Consider the following 17,064-nt stretch of genomic DNA (forward strand, 5'->3'; position numbering starts at 1 on the left):
GGAAACCGTCGTGGACGTCCACGCGGACGATCGACTGCACGACGGCTCGACGCTGAACCATAGGTGCCGGATCGTGACCGAATCAACCGTCAAAAAAATCGGATTCCGCGGGAACCTTTGGCCGGGTGCCGGACACGTACAGTGCATGGAACCGAACGACGCAGGCCTGGTGGCACCCATGGGAGGGACATCCGACCGGGAGTTGTGGGCACGGGCGGTCGACGGCGACCGGGAGGCGTTCGGCCGGATCTTCGACCGCCATGCGAAGACCGTCTACAACCACCTGTTCCGGAGAACGGCCGACTGGGCCGAGGCCGAGGACCTCACATCGACGGTCTTCCTTCATGCCTGGCGTCGGCGCTCGGAGACCGTGCTGGATCGCGACTCGGCCCTGCCGTGGCTGCTCGGCATCGCCGACCGCCTGCTGTCGAACACCAGGCGGCGGCTGCGGCGGGCCGAGGCGCTGTTCCACCGGCTCGTCTCGCACGACGAACCGGTCGACGACCACGCGGACCGCGTCGCCGGCCAGGTCGACGACGCAAGTCGGATGTCGGAGATACACCGGGCGCTGGCCCGGCTCCCGCGCCACGAACGCGAGGTCGTCGAACTGTGCATGTGGACGGGCCTGGATCAGCAGGCGGCCGCAGTGGCGCTCGGGGTGGCGGTCGGAACTGTGAAGTCCAGACTGCACCGGGCACGACGCAGGCTCGGGGCCGATCTCGCCGACGGACCCACCTGGCCGATGTCGGCCAGTCCAAACAATCCCGTCACCGCTGAGGAGGTCTCACGATGAAGAACACGCAGGGTATTCCCGCGCCTCCCCCCGATCGTGACCTGCCGGACCACCGGCGGATCCGGCAGAGCCTCCTGATGAGGATCGATCCCGAGGAGAAGCACGCTTCGCTGCCGCGCAGATGGGGACTGCCGTTGGGCGTCGCCGCCGGCGTCGCAGCAGTGAGTGTCGCGGCCGTGGCCCTCCTGGGCGGGGAGGGGGCGGCGAAGCCTGCCCTGGGCTCCCCCACGCTCGCAGGCGGAAACCCGGCGGGCACTGCCCTCTCACCTCGTCCGGGCCCAGGCCGGTCCTCCCCCTCGGCCGGGAGCGGCTCGGCGCCGCCCTCGACCCGCGTGCCCTCCGCCCCCGGGGCGTTCACGGTCATCAGCACGGCCACGACCCCGATCGACGCCGGGGCGGTCGCCGAGATCCTGGCCTCCTGCCTCGGGCCGGACGCGTCGGCGTACCGAGCCGTGATCGCTGTGCGCACCCCTGCCGCCTCGCAGGACTGGGACGGGGCGGTCATCGCCGTCGACCCCGGCGGGCAGTACGTGCAGTGCGAGACCAAGGGCAACCGGGGCACCAGCCAGGACGTGCCGCCGACCTTCATCAACAACCGCCTGTGGGGCGCCGGTCGTCTCGTCGAGTACTTCGACTCCATCGGCGGGCCGGCCGGCCAGGGGCGGTACCTCTCCCTCGGCGCCGGGCACTACACATCGGACATCGCCAAGATCACCATCAGCTACGGCGACGACCCGACGCAGTACCCGGCTGCCATGGCAGGCGGCGCTTTCTTCTACACGGCGGTCTTCTCCACCCCTACGTCTGCCACCAACCCGTACTTCGCGACGCCGACCGCGTACGTCCACGCCTACAACGCAGCTGGCAATGAGCTCTACGACCAGCAGAAGGACCCGCAGTTCAACGGCTGACCCCCAGTCACAGGCGCACGCACGATGCGTCCTTGCGGGGTTCGGGGCGCCGCTCGAGTGACGTGGCGCGAAGGGTGTAACGATGATCGGCGGCCCGTCTGGCCCAGTGCCGGAGAACCGACTCCGCCCCTGGCCCCTGGCCCGGAGCTCGTTTCACCCCGAAGGCCCTTCCAGCGGGCCGTAGCGCTCGAGCGGTGGTCTCATCTCAACTATGCCCAAGATCTCCAAGCTCACCGCCTCACGGGTCCAGGAGTTCGGTCCGGTGACCGACCGGCGTGAGGACATGGACGGCTACACGGTCGAGTTCGTGTCCTTCGCGGCGGACGCCGACCTCGACGGCCCGCTCAAGGCCCTGCCTGGCAGCCAGTGCCCCTGTCCTCACTGGGGCTACGTCATCAGCGGACGCCTGCGTTTCGTCTTCGACAACCATGAAGAGGTCTACGAGACCGGCGATGCGTTCTACACACCGCCCGGCCACCGCCCCTACGTCGATGCCGGCACCGAACTCCTGCAATTCAGCCCGACCGAACAGCTCGCCGAGCTTGAACGGGCCATCGCGGAGTGGATGGGCCAGCAGCAAGGCGGCTGAGAAACCGGCCACTGCGGGTGCCGACAAGTCATCCCGGACTGGTCGGCCGGGATGGCGGTACTCACGCAGCCGTCCTCCAGAGGTTCACGGCCCCAAAGCGTCGCCCGGCGCCGTCGCGACGTGTCCCCGCAGCGCAGGTCGTCATCTTCGACGTGGCGGGGGGCGTCACCGCGTCAGCCCTGGAGGATGCGCGCTTTCTCCAGCTCGAACTCCGCGTCGGAGAGAGCGCCTGCCGAGCGGAGGTTCGCCAACCGTTCGAGTTGGCTCAGCCGGTCGGGGGCGGGGGCGTCCGCCCCGGCGGACGCCTGCGGTGGCGGGGACGGCTCCGCGCCGTCCGCAGGACTCCACTCCGTCTGCTGGCGCCGCTGGATGCGTTCGTGCACGACGTGGGCGGTCTTCACCGCTACGGCGGTCTTCACCGCAGTCTTGATCAATCCCATGGCAGCCGCCCCGGCTTCGAAGATCGTTTCAGCTGGATTCGGTGGTGTTCAGCTGGTCGAGCAGGTCTTGCGGAACGATGCGGCCCTGGCCGATGAGGCGCGCCCCGTTCCGGTCCATCGCGTCCAGGAGGGCGACCGACCAGAGGTTCTCGTAGACGAGGATGCCCGCAAGGCTCCCCGCTTCGAGGCTGGCGCCGACTTCCATGACGTCTTCCTGGTCGAGCAGCCCGGAAGACAGCCCCTGCCACCGCGTGACGTCGATGTCCGAACCGTGCTCGACCTCACCGAGCAGCACCTTGCGGACCGTTCCGTCGGGGCCCTTCGCCACGAACTCCAGATCGAGCACCCGCAGCGTGCCACCTCGGACCAACTCCGCCAGCAGGTCGAACCCCTCTCCTGTCATGCGTCCCGCCGGAAACTCCACGGCCAGGTAGTCGACAAGTCCGAGCGTCTCCTCGTTCATGCGGCGCCTCCAAGCTTCCGCGCGGGGATTCGGACGCCGTACGAGTCCCGCCTAGGAGCTGTCCTCTCCCGCACCACGGTCGGCCGGGTGTCAGCCGAGCCCAACCGTCCCTTCGTACGGGGTGCTTCCATCATCACAGCGAAGGACACCTGCCGCTCGCGGAGTGCTGCGGGCGCCGGACCGCACGAGCGCGAAGTCCGCCCGACAGGTGCAGTCGCGGCGGCGGATCGACGCGACCGTGCACGGACGCCCCACCATCGGGCACTCGCGCGAGCGTGCCGGTGCTCCGCCGGTCCCGGGGCCAGAGCGGGACTCTGTCCGGGCAGGGAGACCCTCACCCGGTCCGGCCACGGGCAGACCGGGCGCCGCCGAGCCGAGCGCCCGGCCCGATTTCGGCCCCACGCGCTCACCGAGAAGTGGCGCGGGTGTCGGTCCGCGCTGTGAGCAGGGCTGCAGGCCCAGGTACGGCGGAGAAGCAGCGATGGACGGCTACTCCCTCGTCCCCCTCGTTGTTCCCCAGCGCGCTTCCGCCCTGGCCGCATGTTCCTCTGCGCGCGCACCGATGCCGGCGTCCGAGCAGAATCCACGGCCTGACCGCTTCAGACACAGCAGGCCGACCAGCCGTCCCTCCTCGGTGACGACGGCCACCCGACGTCGCCCCGCCGCGGCCATGGCGTCCCACGTCTCGCGCAGGCTGTCGGACGGTGCGACCACCCGGTCGCCCAGCCGTCCCGCGGAAGCAACCGGCTCATGGTCGCTTCGTCCGACGAGGTCCGGGCGCTCCACGACCGCGACCAGGACGCCGTGGCTCACCACCAGGAGGGCGTGCACCTTGTCGTTGCCGAAGAACTCTCGGGCCTGGCCCACCGTCGTCGACACCGGGGAAGTCTTGGGGAAGGTGTGCATGGAGCCGACCACGGGGGCGTCCGTCTCAAGACTCATCACGCACGGCTCCACTTTCGGACGGCAGGTCTCGCCCGGGGCGGGCGCGTCAAGTGGGGGATGCACCCAGACGGCGACATGGGTTCATGCTGCCCGAACTCCGGCGGAGCCGAAGCACCGGGGCCGCGTCTGCAACCGCTTCGACAGATTGTAAACACACGTCGCCCGGGTCACCGCTGGGGACCGGACGCCGCCGGGGTCGACCGACCGACGGCGTCCGGGGCGGCGTCCAGGCTGATGTTCATAGCCGCCTGCGCACTCGCCCGAGCGCGGCTGGCGATCTGCGCCGTCGCTGGGCGGTCGCCGTGGTCGTCGACCAGGACGCCGCTCTGGCTGGCCGCCCAGCCATGGCTTGGTTCATCTATGAATCAGATGACGCACAACAGAAACGTCTATTGGACAGAATCAAAGGGGCGTCAGAGGATTTCTCCTGCGGTAGCACGGTCGACGCGACACCAGAGGGACTACCGCCTGAGTGGAGGTTTTCCATGCCGATTGAAGAGACCGACGTCGTCGTCGTCGGGGCGGGCCAGGCGGGCGTGGCGATGAGCGAGCATCTGGGTGCTCACGGCATCCCGCACATCGTCGTCGAGCGGGACCGGATCGCCGAGCGGTGGCGCACGGCGCGCTGGGACTCCCTGGTCGCGAACGGGCCTGCGTGGCACGACCGCTTCCCCGGGATGGAGTTCCCCGATGTCGCCCATGACGCCTTCGCGCCGAAGGAGAAGGTCGCCGACTACTTCGTCGCGTACGCCGAGAAGATCGGCGCGCCGGTCCGCTGTGGTGTCGAGGTGACCTCCGTGCGCAGGCACGACGGTCACCCCGGCTTCCGGGTCGAGACCTCGCAGGGCGACATCGACGCGCGTTACGTCGTGGCCGCGACGGGGCCGTTCCAGCGGCCCGTGTTCCCGCCGATCGTCCCGGACGGTGCCGTCCCGGTGCAGATCCACTCCAACGCCTACCACAAGCCCGAGCAACTGCCCGAGGGCGCGGTTCTGGTGGTCGGGGCGGGCTCCTCGGGCGTACAGATCGCCGACGAGCTGCGCCGCTCGGGCCGCCAGGTCTTCCTCTCCGTCGGGCCGCACGACCGCCCGCCGCGCCAGTACCGCGGCCGGGACTTCTGCTGGTGGCTCGGCGTGCTCGGGCTCTGGGACGCGCAGACGCCGCCCCAGGGCGCCGAGCACGTCACCATCGCGGTCAGCGGTGCCCGCGGCGGCCACACCGTGGACTTCCGCGCCCTGGCCGCCACCGGCATCGAGCTGGTCGGCATGACCGCCTCCTACGCCGACGGCGTCCTGCATTTCGCGCCGGACCTCGCCGCGAACATCGCCGCCGGCGACGCCCAGTACCTCGAACTGCTGCGCGCGGCCGACGAGTACGTCGCGCGCAACGGGCTCGACCTCCCGGTGGAACCCGAGGCGCACCTCCTCGGCGCGGACCCGTCCTGCGTGACCGACCCCCGTCTGGAACTCGATCTGGCCGAGGCCGGTGTCACCTCGATCGTCTGGGCGACCGGCTACGCGACCGACTACAGCTGGCTCGACGTCGACACCTTCGACGAGAAGGGTCGCCCGATCCAACGCCGCGGCATCTCCTCCGAGCCCGGCGTCTACTTCCTCGGCCTGCCCTGGCAGTCACGCCGCGGCTCCAGCTTCATCTGGGGCGTTTGGCACGACGCCCGCTACGTCGCCGACCACATCGCCACTCAGCGGGGCTACCTCGTCAACGGCGGCATCGACCGGCCTGGCGCCGGTTCAGCCGCACGACAGGGCTGACCCTCGGCTGCGGGCCGGCAGGTCGCGCTGACTGAAGCGCCGACCGGGCGGGCAACACGACGAGGCCGGTGGAGAAGAAGGTTCGCCTCTTCTCCATCGGCCTCGTCGCGCGCACCGCACAGCCTGCGATCCGCGTGGTCGCCAGCTCGGCCGGCGCCGTTTGCGGCTGCGAACTGCTCGGCCATCCGCTGCCCACCCGTTCGCGCCTCGGCGGACGGCGAACCGGTGCTCGGACTGCAGTTGGGCTCGGGTGCCCTGGAGAGCGGGTCAGAAGGGAGTGGCGATGCCGAAGGCCTGTCGGAGCTGCGCCACGTCGTGACGGTCGCGATCCGCCGGTTCGTAGCTCTGGTCGAAGGAGAGGGCCGCGACCGCCTCTGGCTCCTGGTTGTTCTGGTGCATCAGGTCCGGGTCGCTGTGCCGGGCAGGTCTGCTCGCCGACGTGGGCGTCGATGCCCCGGGCCGCCGCCGAGCCACGTGTCCGCCTCTGCCCGCCGCAGCACGTCGAGCATGGCCCGTACGTCGCCGCCCGCACAAACCGGTTCTGCCCTGGATGACATGTCATCCAGGGCAGAACCGGTTTGTGCGTCAGAGATCCTCGCTGGTGCCGATGGGAGTTCCGGTCATCCTGGCGAGGCCGGGTTCGTCGTGAAAGCCAGGTTCTCCGGACGGAGCAGCTGGTCGAGCTGGTCCTCCGTCAGCAGGCCGCGTTCGAGGACGAGGTCGCGGACGCTGCGCCCGGTGGCGAGGGCCTCGGCGGCGACACCGGTGGCGGCGGTGTAGCCGATGAAGGGGTTGAGGGCGGTGACCGTGCCGATCGAGTGGTCGACGTTGTCGCGCAGGTGCTCCACGTTGGCGGTGATGCCGCTGACGCAGCGTTCGGTCAGTGTCCGGCAGGCGCTGGTCAGCATGGCGAGGGAGTCCAGCAGGCTGTGGGCGATGACCGGCTCGAAGGCGTTGAGCTGCAGTTGACCGCCTTCCGCCGCCAGGGTGACGGTGGCGTCGTGGCCGATGACGCGGAAGGCGACCTGGTTGACCGCCTCCGGGATCACCGGATTGACCTTGCCGGGCATGATGCTCGAACCCGCCTGGACGGCAGGGAGGTTGATCTCGCCGAGGCCGGTGCGCGGCCCGGAGGAGAGCAGCCGCAGGTCGTTGCAGATCTTGGAGAGCTTCACCGCGATCCGCTTCAGGACGCCGGAGAGCTGCACGAACGCTCCGACGTCCCAGGTGGCTTCGACCAGGTCGACCGCGGTGGTGACGGGCAGGTTCGTCAGCTCGCAAAGGTGGGCGCAGGCGGTCCCGGCGTAGCGGGCGGGGGCGTTCAGGCCGGTGCCGATGGCGGTGCCGCCGAGGTTGATCTCCAGCAGCAGCCGGGACGCCTCGGTGAGGCGCTCGACGTCCTCGCGGATGGTGACGGCGAAGGCGCCGAACTCCTGGCCCAGCGTCATGGGGACGGCGTCCTGGAGCTGGGTGCGGCCCATCTTCACCACTGGCGCGAACTCGGCGGCCTTGGCCGAGAACGCGTCCGCCAGCACGGTCAACGTCGTGCCCAGCTGCCGCGCGGCCGTCTGCAGGGCGATACGGACCGCTGTGGGGTACGCGTCGTTGGTGCTCTGGCTGAGGTTGACGTGCTCCAGCGGGTGAAGCTCGTCGTAGTCACCGCGGGAGTGGCCAAGGAGCTCCAGCGCCCGATTGGCGATGACCTCGTTGGCGTTCATGTTGGTGGAGGTGCCGGCGCCGCCCTGGACGACGTCGACGACGAACTCGTCGTGCAACCGCCCGGCGCGGATCTCCTGACACGCGCGCACGATGGCGTCGGCGCGGTGCTCGTCGAGGAGGCCGAGCTCCCGGTTCGCCTGCGCCGCCGCCTGTTTGACGCAGGCGAGAGCGACGACCAGGTCGGGGTGGGCGCTGATGGGAATGCCGGTGATCGGGAAGTTCTCCACCGCGCGCAAGGTGTGGACGCCGTAGTAAGCCCCGGCTGGGACCTCGCGGTCGCCGAGCAGGTCGTGTTCGGTGCGGTGCGGAGCCGCGAGTGGGCCGGTCATGCCTGGAACTCCGGAAGCATGTCGGACGCAGCGGTCTGCGGGACGCCGCGGTCGAGGCGGGCGGCGACGAAGCGGCCCAGGACGCCGACGGCGAGCAGGACGGCCACGGTGCCCAGGGTGAAGGCCTCGAAGACCGTGCGGGACACACCCCAGGTGGAAGTGAAGGAGTAGTCCACGCCGAGCACCTTCTCCAGGACGCCGGGGAAGAGGGCGATCCATGATCCCGTCACGATGAAGGCGTAGACGAGGCCGAGGCTGATCCGGAAGCCCCAGGCTCCGAACGGCACCCGGTACGGGCGCTGTACGTCCGGGTGGTTCTTGCGCAGGCTGCCCAGCGCGGGGATGACGGCGAGGTAGGACAGCAGCAGTGTGGTGACGGCGACGGTGAGAACGACCTTGAAGTCGGCCGCAGCCGTGCCGTTGACCAGCAGGGTGGCGGCGAGCATGAACACGGTCGCGGTGACGCCGGAGACGAGGTTCATCCGCACCGGCGTGCCCAGGCGCGGGTGGAACGCGCCGAGCGCCCGGCTGAAGAATCCGCCGTCTGCGGCGGCCATGGCCTGCATCCGGTCGCTGACGATCATCCAGGCACTGCCCTGGGTCATCAGCACGAAGACGAAGACCACCGCTGTCGCGGCCAACACGGCGTGACCGGCCGCGCCGTAGCTGCCGAAGACCAGGGAGGCGGCGTCGAGGAAGCCGGCCACGCCGGTGATCTGCTTGGCCGGGACGACGGCGAGGATCGCGAAGACAGGCAGCAGGTAGCAGCAGGTGGCGACCGCGCCGGAGACGCCGATGGAGATCGGCACGTCCCGCTTGGGGTTGCGCATCTCCTCGCCGGCGGCGTTGGGGGCCTCGAAGCCGACGTAGGCGAAGAGCAGGATCGGCACCAGCGCGAGGAACCCGCCGGTCGTGGGCGCGAAGCTGGTACCGGAGAGGCCGTGGAAGCCGTGCTGGAGGCCGTAGACCAGCGCGGTGATGGTGACGGTCAGCATCACGGCGACCTTGGCGATCGCGCCCACCGTGGTGATCCACTTGCCGCGCTTGAGCGAGACCACCGCGGTCAGGATCGAGACCCAGATGAAGACCAGCTTGAACACGTAGTCGGCGACAGTGCCGCTGCCCAGGTGCGTGACGTGGCCGTCCCAGGCGGCCGCGGCGGCGAAGACCAGTGAACCGCCCAGCCAGACCGGGTTGGTGACCCAGTAGAAGAGCGTGGTGAGCGCGGCGGCGGTGCGGCCGTAGGCGAGCTTGACCCACACGTACGGGCCGCCCTCCTGCGGGAACGCGGCACCGGTCTCGGCGAAGAGCAGGGCGTACGGCACGAGGAAGAGGACCGCCAGCAGCGCGGTCCAGGTGACGGCCTCACCACCGCCGGTGGCGATCTGCCCGATCACGTCGGCCGAGATCACCGCGGCGACGCCGAGAGCCATGATGTCGAAGCGGCCGAGGCTGCGGTGCAGGTTCGGCACGGAGTCTTCTCTGTCGGTGGGGTCGGTGGGCTCGGCGAATGCCCGGCCGTCCGGTGTGGGGCTGGTGGACACGAGAACTCCTCGGAGGGTGGGGGGAGAAGGAGGTGTTCGGCAGGCTTGGGAAGAGACGTGGCCGTCCCGGCGATGGGGGTGGGTGCGCGCGGCCGGGCGCTCAGGCGTAGGAGATCCAGGTCGTCTTCAGGCCGGTGTACTTGTCGAAGGAGTGCAGGGAGAGATCGCGCCCGTAGCCGGACTGCTTGAAGCCGCCGAAGGGCGTGGTCGGGCTGAGCGCGTCGACGGTGTTGACCGAGACGGTCCCGGCGTGGAGCGCCTCGGCGACGCGGTGGGCGCGGGCCAGGTCGCGGGTCCAGACGGAGGCGGCCAGACCGTAGGGAGAGTCGTTGGCGATCCGCACCGCCTCCGCCTCGTCGCGGAACGGAAGGACCGTCAGCACCGGCCCGAACAGCTCCTCGCGAGCGAGCGGCGCGTCCTCGGAAAGGCCGGTGACGATCGTCGGGTGCAGGTAGGCGCCCAGAGCCAGGTCACCGCGCTCGGGCCGGGTGCCGCCGTGGACGACGCGGCCGCCCTGCGCGCGGGCCGCGTCGACGGCGGCGAGCAGGCGCTGCGCCTGGGCCTCGTCGACCAGCGGGCCGAGGCGGGTGGCCGGGTCGAGCGGGTCCCCGGGCACGTAGGCGGCGGCGTGCTCGGCGACGCGGGCGGTGAACTCCTCGGCGATGTCGGCGTGGACGAGCAGCCGGGTGTTGGCGGAGCAGACCTGGCCGGCGTTGAAGCAGAAGCCGAACGCGGCGCGTTCGGCGGCGGCGTCGAGATCGGCGTCGGGGAAGACGAGATTGGGGCTCTTGCCGCCCGCCTCCAGCCAGACCTGCTTGCCGTTCGACTGCGCGGCATAGGAGAGGAAGAGCCGCCCGACCGAGGTGGAGCCGGTGAAGGCCAGCACGTCGACGTCCTGGTGCAGGCCGAGGGCGCGTCCGGCGGTCTCGCCGAGGCCGGGGACGACGTTGAGCACGCCTGCCGGGATGCCCGCCTCGACCGCGAGCCGCGCCAGCAGCAGCGCGGACTGCGGCGACTGCTCGGCGGGCTTGAGCACGACGCTGTTGCCGGCGGCGAGCGCCGGGGCGAGCTTCCAGGAGGCGAGGTCGAGCGGGAAGTTCCACGGCACAACCGCGCCGACGACGCCGAGCGGCACCCGGCGGACCAGCGCCAGGTTGCCGGGCGCGGCCGGGGCGACCTCGTCGTAGAGCTTGTCGGCGGCCTCGGCGTGCCAGGCGAAGCAGCCGGCCGCGCCGGGCACGTCGACGGCGAGGGCCTCGGCAACGGGCTTGCCCATGTCGAGCGAGTCGTACAGGGCGAGCTCAGGGCCGTGCTCCTCGATCAGCTCGGCCAGGCGCAGCAGGCGCTTCTTGCGCGCCTCCGGCGCGAGGCCGGACCAGCGGCCGTCGGCGAAGGCGGCGCGGGCCGAACGGACGGCGTCGTCGACGTCGGCCGCGTCGCAGGCGGCGATCTCGGCGAGCGCCTTGCCGGTGGCCGGGTCGGTGTCGGTGAAAACGGCGCCGGAGAGGGCGTCGCGCTGTTCGCCGTCGATGAAGGCGCGGGTCTGCGGGGTGAGTGCGGCGGCCAGACTCCGCCACTCATCGGCGCAGGCGGGGACGCGGCTTGCGGGGGTACGGCTTGCGGGGGTGTTGCTCATGGCGGGAATCCTCGGGAGTCCTCGAAGGGCAGGCGACCCGGGGTCTCGTCCGCCGGGCCGGGCCACTGCCCGAGTTCTTTGAGTTGAGATTCAAACAATGGGTTAAGCCCACGTCAATGGCTGAAGCCGATGGGGATTGTTAAATCTGCCGTTCGCATCAGAGAATGAGGGTCATGGCGCGACCCAAGAACCAGGAAGCCCGCCGCGGCGCGTTGATCGACGCCGCCGGACGGGCCATCGCGGACCGGGGCATGGCCGGTCTGCGCATCAAGGACATCGCCGCCGAGGCAGGCGTCTCGGCGGGATCGGTCCTGTACTACTACCCCGAGCTCGACGACCTCGTCCTCGCCGTCCACCAGGACGCGGTCGAGAGCTACCTGGCCGAGCGGCAGCGGCACGTCGACGAGGCCGAGGAGCCGGTGGCGCGGATGAGCGCCGCGCTCGCATCGGGCCTGCCTTCCGGCCCGGACGACGCGATGCACCGCCTCCTGTTCGAACTGCACAGCCTGGCCGACCGCAGCGCCGCGCACGCGACCCTGATGGCCTCGCTGTTCGCCCGCGAGGTCGCGCTCTACTCCACGCTGCTGCAGGTCGGCGCGGCGGCAGGCGCGTTCACGCTCGCCGCCGTGCCGGCGGGCGACCTGGCCCGCAACCTGGTCGCGATCGAGGACGGCTACGGCCTGCACATCATCGCCCGCAACCCCGCCGTCGACCGTGACACCGCGCTCGCGCTGCTCACCGCCCACGCCCGCACCGTCACCGGCTGCCCGGAGCTGTAGGTCGCCGTCCGAGCCGGGGCTCAGCCGCAGGCGCTCAGGTCCGCCGCCGTCAGCGCCAGCGCGAGGGCTCCGTCCAGCAGGGCGGCGTCCGCCGCCGGGGCCGCACAGGCCGCGGCGAACTCGCGCTGGTGGTTCAGGGCCGGAAGCGAGTCGACACCGATATAGGGATGCAGGGCGCGCACGACACGGGAGACGTTGCCCATGTCGGTGGAGGCCCGGTTCATCCGCGCCGACGGATCGTCAGGAGCGGCGAAGCGCCGACCCAGACCGAGCGCGTTGCGCCGGTAGAGCGCCAGCAGTTCCGCGTCGTTGCGGAACTCCGAGTACGGTCGGCTCTCCGGTTCGATCTCCAACGCGCAACCCGAGGCCAGCGCGCCCGCGCGGAAGCAGGCCTCAACCCGGGGCTGGATCCGCTCCAGTTCCTCCAGACTGGAGGCGCGCACATACCAACGGCCCTCCGTCCGTTCGGGGATGGCGTTGGGCGCCTCTCCCCCACGGGTGACCAGGCCGTGCACCCGTGTCGTGGCCGGCAGTTGCTGGCGCAGCAGGCCGATGCCGACCTGGGCGACGGTGAACGCGTCGGCGGCGTTGCGGCCCTGCTCGGGATAGGCGGCCGCGTGGGCGGCCCGGCCGGTGAACTGGACGTTCAGGTGGGCGACGGCGAAGGGCTCGGCCTCGGCGACATCCACGGGGCCGGGGTGGACCATCATCGCCACGTCGACGCCCTCGAAGGCACCGCGCTCCAGCATCAGGATCTTGCCGCCGCCGCCCTCCTCGGCCGGGGTGCCGAGCACGGTGACGGTCAGCCCCAGGTCGTCGGCTACCCGGGCCAGCGCGGCCGCCGCGCCGACGGCGGAGGCGGCGATGATGTTGTGCCCACAGGCGTGACCGAGACCGGGCAGCGCGTCGTACTCGGCGCAGAGCGCGACGTGCAGCGGGCCGCTGCCGATCCGCGCGGAGAACGCCGTCGGCAGCTCGCAGACGCCGGGCGTGACGGCGTAGCCGAAGTCGTCGAGGAGCGAGGCCGTCCAGCGCGCCGCCTTCTCCTCCTCCCACGCCGTCTCCGGGCTGGCGTGCAGGCGGTGCGAGAGCGAGACCACCTGCTCGGAGGTCCGCCGAACCGACTCGGCCAGCATCGCGCGGGCCGCCTCGGGGGCCTGCAGTGGCGTCCTGGGTGTCGGCGTCATCGCAGGTCTCCCGGGACGCCGTAGCCGGGCGCGAGCGCGGGGGCGAGGGCGCGCTGGACGTAGTCGTCCTGCTGCGGCTCCCACCGACGCCACAGTGCGTCGAGTTCGGCCACGGGGTCGCCCTCGGTCCAGTCGACCCGCAGGTCGACGACCGGCCACGGCACGGCGTCAGCGACCAGCAAGCCGGCCGAGTGCACCGGACCCTCCTCGCCGCCCGCCGCCCAACCGGCGGCCAGCGCGTCCACCAGCCGCTGAGCGAGCGGCAGTTCGGCCCGAGCGGCGAAGGTGTCGACCATGGCCTGCGGCACCCCCTCGTGCAGCAGCATGTTGCCGGCGGCCACGCAGTCCGCGCCGATGGCCTGCGCGTAGGTCCCGAGCGCGTGCTCGCCCGAGAACGCGCTCGGACTCCCCTCGGTGCCGACGGCCGTCAACTGGCGCCAGGCGATGAGCGTCTCGGTCTCGGCGGTGTGCCGGACCGCATCCGGGGCGCTCGACCCCGCCGCCATCAGGTCCAGCAGCCACGGGCCGAGCCGGGGATCGGTGACGTTCTGCGTACAGGCGGCCCCCACGCCCGCTCGGACGTGGGCACAACGGGAGGCGACGGCCGGGCTGGAAGAGGTGATCGCCACCCCGACCTGCCCGGTACGCGCGCACCGGGCGGCGATGGAGAAGGTCACAGCAGCTCCCCGCGATCCGCCGCCTTCGCATGCCGGATCCCGGCCGCCTCGGCCCGGCGCGAGGCCGGAATGACGGCGGTGGCGTCGATCTCCACCAGCCACTCCGGTCGGGCCAGGGCGGAGACCACCAGGCCGGTCGACACGTAGTGCACGCCCTTGAGCCAGCGGCCCATCACCCGGTAGACAGGCTCGCGGAAGCGGATGTCGGTCAGGTAGACGGTGATCTTCGTGATCTCGTCCAGCGCGCTGCCGGACTCCTCCAGCAGCATGGCGATGTTGGACATCGCCTGCTCCGCCTGCGCCTCGACGTCGCCGACGCCGACGCTCTCGCGGGTCTCCAGGTCCTGCCCGATCTGGCCGCGCAGGTAGACGGTGCCCTCGGCGACGACGGCCTGGGCCAGATCGTTCGCGAGGCTCTGCTCGGGATAAGTGGCGGCCGTGTTGAAGCGGCGCAGGCGGTGGTGGACCATCAGTGACCTCTCCCGGAACTGGTGGGGCAGGTGGGCTGGGACATCGCGGCCCCAGGGGCCGCACCACCACTATGGGAGCGCCGCTTCCGCGGGTAAAGCAGATCTTTTAGTGTTGTGCCATCTCTGAATCAGATGAACGAAGGATGGCAGGCATCATGACCGATGCGGTCGGCTTCACCTTGACCCAGCTGCGGTACTTCGTCGTGGCCGCCGAAGCAGGGAGCATGACCGCCGCCGCCGAGCGGCTGCTCATCGCCCAGTCGGCCGTCTCCACCGCCGTCTCCAACCTGGAACACGAGCTCGGCGTCCAGCTCTTCATCCGCCGCAAGGGCAAGGGCCTGGTCGCCACTCCCGCCGGCGAGCGCCTGCTGCTGCAGGCCCGCGAACTCCTCACCCACGCCCTCGACCTGTCCGCCGAGGCACGCGGCACCGCAGGAGGTCTGAGCGGACCGGTCCACATCGGCTGCTTCGTCACCCTCGCCCCCTTCGTCCTCCCGAGACTGCTGGTCGCGGCGGCCGAGCGCCACCCGCAGCTCCAGGTCGACGTCCTGGAGGGCGAGGCGGACGAGCTCGACCGCGCCCTGCGCACCGGCCGGATCGACTTCGCCATCACGTACGACCTCGGCCTCGGCACCGGCATCGCGCGCGAGACCGTCGCCTCGCTGCCCGCGCACGCGCTGGTCCCCGCGGACCACCCGCTGGCCGCACGCGGCTCGATCGACCTGGCGGAGCTCGCCGACGAGCCGTTCGTCCTGCTCGACCTGCCGCACAGCCGCGACTACTTCTTCTCGCTGGTCGCCGCCACCGGGATCACCCCCGTGGTGCGCCACCGCTCCCACAACTACGAGGCGGTCCGCTCCCTGGTCGCCCTCGGCCACGGCTTCTCCGTCCTGCACCAGCGCCCGGCGACCGACCACACCTACAGCGGCGCACGCGTCACCACCCTCGCCCTCACCAACGAACACCCGCCGCTCGACCTGGTGCTGGCCCGCATGGACGGAGTCCGCCAGACCGCCCGCGCCACCGCCGTCATGGACCTCGCCCACGAGCTCCTGGCCGCGGCCCCGCTCCTGGGCGCGTAGCTCCGCGCCCACCGGAGTGGTTCATCGATCTCCTGTTCAAGTTTCTCCAGCGACTACCCATGAGCTCTTGACTATGGCGAAAGGCATTGTTTGAATCACTATTCAAAGAACTAGCCCGGGTCGCCGACCCGTGACCGGGCACTGCCGCGGCGGCGGCCGCGCACGGCGCCCTCACGCATCAGGCACCCGCCCAGAAGGGACCCCCACCTTGAGCCGCAACCCGATGACCCCCGACGAGCTGAAGGCCGCCGACCGGGCCCGGATCATCCACCCCTACCTGCCCGGCTCCGTCGACGAGCGCGTCGTGATGACCGAAGGCTCAGGCCTGCGGCTGACCGACGCCGAGGGCCGCTCCTACCTGGACGCCACCGGCGGCCTCTGGCTCGCGCAGATCGGCCACGGCCGCGAGGAGGTGGCCCGCGCCGCCTACGAGCAGATGTCGAAGCTGGAGTACTTCACCAGCTTCTGGGAGTTCTCCAACGACCGCGCCATCGAGCTGGCCACCAAGCTCACCTCGATCGCGCCCGAAGGCCTTGGCCACGTCTACTTCACCTCCGGCGGCTCGGAGGGCAACGAGGCCGCGATCAAGATGGCCCGCTACTACCACCACCGGCGCGGCGAGTCCTCCCGCACCTGGATCCTGGCCAGGAACAAGGCGTACCACGGCATCGGCTACGGCGGCGGCTCGGCGACCGGCTTCCCGGTCTACCACGAGGGCTTCGCCCCGATGATGCCGCACGTCTCCCACCTGACCCCGCCGTGGCCGTACCGCAGCGAGCTCTACGGCGGCCAGGCCGAGACGCCGGAGCAGGTCACCGACTTCCTCATCGCCGAGTTGGAGCAGCGGATCGCCGAGATCGGCCCCGGCAACATCGCCGCCATGCTCGGCGAGCCGATCATGGGCGTCGGCGGCATGCTGGTCCCGCCGGCCGACTACTGGCCGCGCGTGCGCGAGGTGCTGGACCGCCACGGCATCCTGCTGATCCTCGACGAGGTCGTCACCGCCTACGGCCGGACCGGCAGTTGGTTCGCCGCGCAGCACTTCGGCGTCCGCCCGGACATCATCGTCACCGCCAAGGGCATCACCTCCGGCTACATCCCGCTCGGCGCGCTGCTCGTCGGCGACCACGTCGCCGAGGTCCTCCTGCGCGACCACGGCTTCCCGATGGGCTACACCTACAACGGCCACCCGGTCGCCTGCGCGGTGGCGTTGGAGAACCTGGACATCATCGAGCGCGAGGGCCTGCTCGCCCGCGCCACCGAGATCGGCGGCTTCCTGCACCGCGAGCTGGAAGCACAGCTCGGCGACCTGCCCGTGGTCGGCGAGATCCGCTCCGTCGGCATGATGCTCGCCGTCGAACTGGTCGCCGACCGCACCACCCGCGAGCCGCTGCCGATGCTCCAGCCGCTGCTGCCGGACGTGATCCGCCGCGAAACCGGCGTCATCGTCCGCGACTGCGCCCACTCCCTGGTCCTCTCCCCCGCCCTGATCATGACCGAGGCCGAGGCCAAGGAGGCGGTCGACGCCATGCGCCAGGTCCTGGAGCGCGTCGGGCCGGACGGCGCGCTGCGCGGCTGACGCACCGTGGACGGGCCGGAGTCCACCGGCCCGTCCACATCGGCCCATCAGGCCGAATCCTGTACGGGTGGCCGATCAGCTTCCACCCTGGCGCCACCCGCTTTCCCCCGCATCGGGCACGGCCTGATGCCGCATCACCTGCGAGGTCG

17 protein-coding genes are annotated in these 17,064 nt (G+C 71.0%); 7 read left to right on the forward strand and 10 right to left on the reverse strand.

The annotated features are described in order from the left end of the window. Positions 1-145 precede the first annotated feature (145 nt). From TR49_RS38390 to TR49_RS38400, 3 genes are all read left to right on the forward strand, one after another. Positions 146-793: an RNA polymerase sigma factor gene (locus tag TR49_RS38390; RefSeq protein WP_042390841.1), complete on the forward strand. Its 648-nt coding sequence runs from the start codon at positions 146-148 to the stop codon at positions 791-793. Between the two features lie 332 nt (positions 794-1,125). Further along, positions 1,126-1,704, forward strand: a complete 579-nt coding sequence (locus tag TR49_RS38395) for a hypothetical protein (protein ID WP_236653735.1) — start codon at positions 1,126-1,128, stop codon at positions 1,702-1,704. 211 nt (positions 1,705-1,915) lie between these two features. Beyond that, entirely contained in the window at positions 1,916-2,293 is a 378-nt protein-coding gene (locus TR49_RS38400; protein ID WP_042390842.1) for a cupin domain-containing protein, read from the forward strand. Positions 2,294-2,466: 173 nt separating this feature from the next. Here TR49_RS38400 and TR49_RS38405 read toward each other — a convergent pair whose 3' ends face one another. The 3 genes from TR49_RS38405 to TR49_RS38415 form a co-directional block, all read right to left on the reverse strand. Further along, the gene (locus TR49_RS38405; RefSeq protein ID WP_042390844.1) at positions 2,467-2,733 is read right to left on the reverse strand and encodes an SHOCT domain-containing protein; all 267 of its coding nucleotides are present in this window, start codon (positions 2,731-2,733) and stop codon (positions 2,467-2,469) included. Between the two features lie 28 nt (positions 2,734-2,761). Continuing rightward, positions 2,762-3,196, reverse strand: coding sequence for a DUF6325 family protein (locus TR49_RS38410; protein ID WP_042390846.1), 435 nt, complete (start codon positions 3,194-3,196; stop codon positions 2,762-2,764). Positions 3,197-3,685: 489 nt separating this feature from the next. Then, positions 3,686-4,138: a CBS domain-containing protein gene (locus TR49_RS38415; RefSeq protein WP_152627696.1), complete on the reverse strand. Its 453-nt coding sequence runs from the start codon at positions 4,136-4,138 to the stop codon at positions 3,686-3,688. Between the two features lie 488 nt (positions 4,139-4,626). Here TR49_RS38415 and TR49_RS38420 point away from each other — a divergent pair, with 488 nt between their 5' ends. After that, complete coding sequence (locus TR49_RS38420; RefSeq protein WP_042390850.1) at positions 4,627-5,913, forward strand: flavin-containing monooxygenase; 1,287 nt, start codon at positions 4,627-4,629, stop codon at positions 5,911-5,913. 267 nt (positions 5,914-6,180) lie between these two features. Here TR49_RS38420 and TR49_RS46940 read toward each other — a convergent pair whose 3' ends face one another. The 4 genes from TR49_RS46940 to TR49_RS38435 form a co-directional block, all read right to left on the reverse strand. Further along, entirely contained in the window at positions 6,181-6,312 is a 132-nt protein-coding gene (locus TR49_RS46940; RefSeq protein ID WP_369405371.1) for a hypothetical protein, read from the reverse strand. Positions 6,313-6,533: 221 nt separating this feature from the next. Continuing rightward, positions 6,534-7,961 (reverse strand): aspartate ammonia-lyase, encoded by a 1,428-nt coding sequence (locus TR49_RS38425; protein WP_042390852.1) that lies wholly within the window; start codon positions 7,959-7,961, stop codon positions 6,534-6,536. Next, positions 7,958-9,505 (reverse strand): APC family permease, encoded by a 1,548-nt coding sequence (locus TR49_RS38430; RefSeq protein ID WP_236653736.1) that lies wholly within the window; start codon positions 9,503-9,505, stop codon positions 7,958-7,960. Before TR49_RS38430 ends, TR49_RS38425 begins: the two co-directional genes overlap by 4 nt. 100 nt (positions 9,506-9,605) lie before the next feature. Next, the gene (locus TR49_RS38435) at positions 9,606-11,141 is read right to left on the reverse strand and encodes an aldehyde dehydrogenase (RefSeq protein WP_042390854.1); all 1,536 of its coding nucleotides are present in this window, start codon (positions 11,139-11,141) and stop codon (positions 9,606-9,608) included. 173 nt (positions 11,142-11,314) lie between these two features. On the opposite strand from TR49_RS38435, the gene TR49_RS38440 reads away from it, so the two are divergent. Beyond that, entirely contained in the window at positions 11,315-11,920 is a 606-nt protein-coding gene (locus TR49_RS38440; protein WP_042390856.1) for a TetR/AcrR family transcriptional regulator, read from the forward strand. 20 nt (positions 11,921-11,940) lie between these two features. On the opposite strand, the gene TR49_RS38445 is transcribed toward TR49_RS38440, so the two are convergent. Genes TR49_RS38445 through TR49_RS38455 form a run of 3 tightly spaced genes read right to left on the reverse strand, consistent with a single transcriptional unit; the run spans position 11,941 to position 14,254 of the window. Beyond that, positions 11,941-13,107: a M20 family metallopeptidase gene (locus TR49_RS38445; RefSeq protein WP_042390858.1), complete on the reverse strand. Its 1,167-nt coding sequence runs from the start codon at positions 13,105-13,107 to the stop codon at positions 11,941-11,943. Beyond that, on the reverse strand, positions 13,104-13,784 hold the full coding sequence (locus TR49_RS38450) for a DUF1028 domain-containing protein (RefSeq protein WP_042390860.1): 681 nt from the start codon (positions 13,782-13,784) through the stop codon (positions 13,104-13,106). The genes TR49_RS38445 and TR49_RS38450 overlap by 4 nt, the downstream gene beginning before the upstream one ends. Next, positions 13,781-14,254: a RidA family protein gene (locus tag TR49_RS38455; protein ID WP_042390862.1), complete on the reverse strand. Its 474-nt coding sequence runs from the start codon at positions 14,252-14,254 to the stop codon at positions 13,781-13,783. Before TR49_RS38455 ends, TR49_RS38450 begins: the two co-directional genes overlap by 4 nt. 155 nt (positions 14,255-14,409) lie before the next feature. On the opposite strand from TR49_RS38455, the gene TR49_RS38460 reads away from it, so the two are divergent. Further along, the gene (locus TR49_RS38460) at positions 14,410-15,336 is read left to right on the forward strand and encodes a LysR family transcriptional regulator (RefSeq protein WP_042390863.1); all 927 of its coding nucleotides are present in this window, start codon (positions 14,410-14,412) and stop codon (positions 15,334-15,336) included. 208 nt (positions 15,337-15,544) lie between these two features. Further along, positions 15,545-16,915 (forward strand): aminotransferase family protein, encoded by a 1,371-nt coding sequence (locus tag TR49_RS38465; RefSeq protein WP_236653737.1) that lies wholly within the window; start codon positions 15,545-15,547, stop codon positions 16,913-16,915. Positions 16,916-17,064: the final 149 nt, after the last annotated feature.

This window comes from Streptacidiphilus melanogenes (genome assembly GCF_000787835.1).
Taxonomy (GTDB): domain Bacteria; phylum Actinomycetota; class Actinomycetes; order Streptomycetales; family Streptomycetaceae; genus Streptacidiphilus; species Streptacidiphilus melanogenes.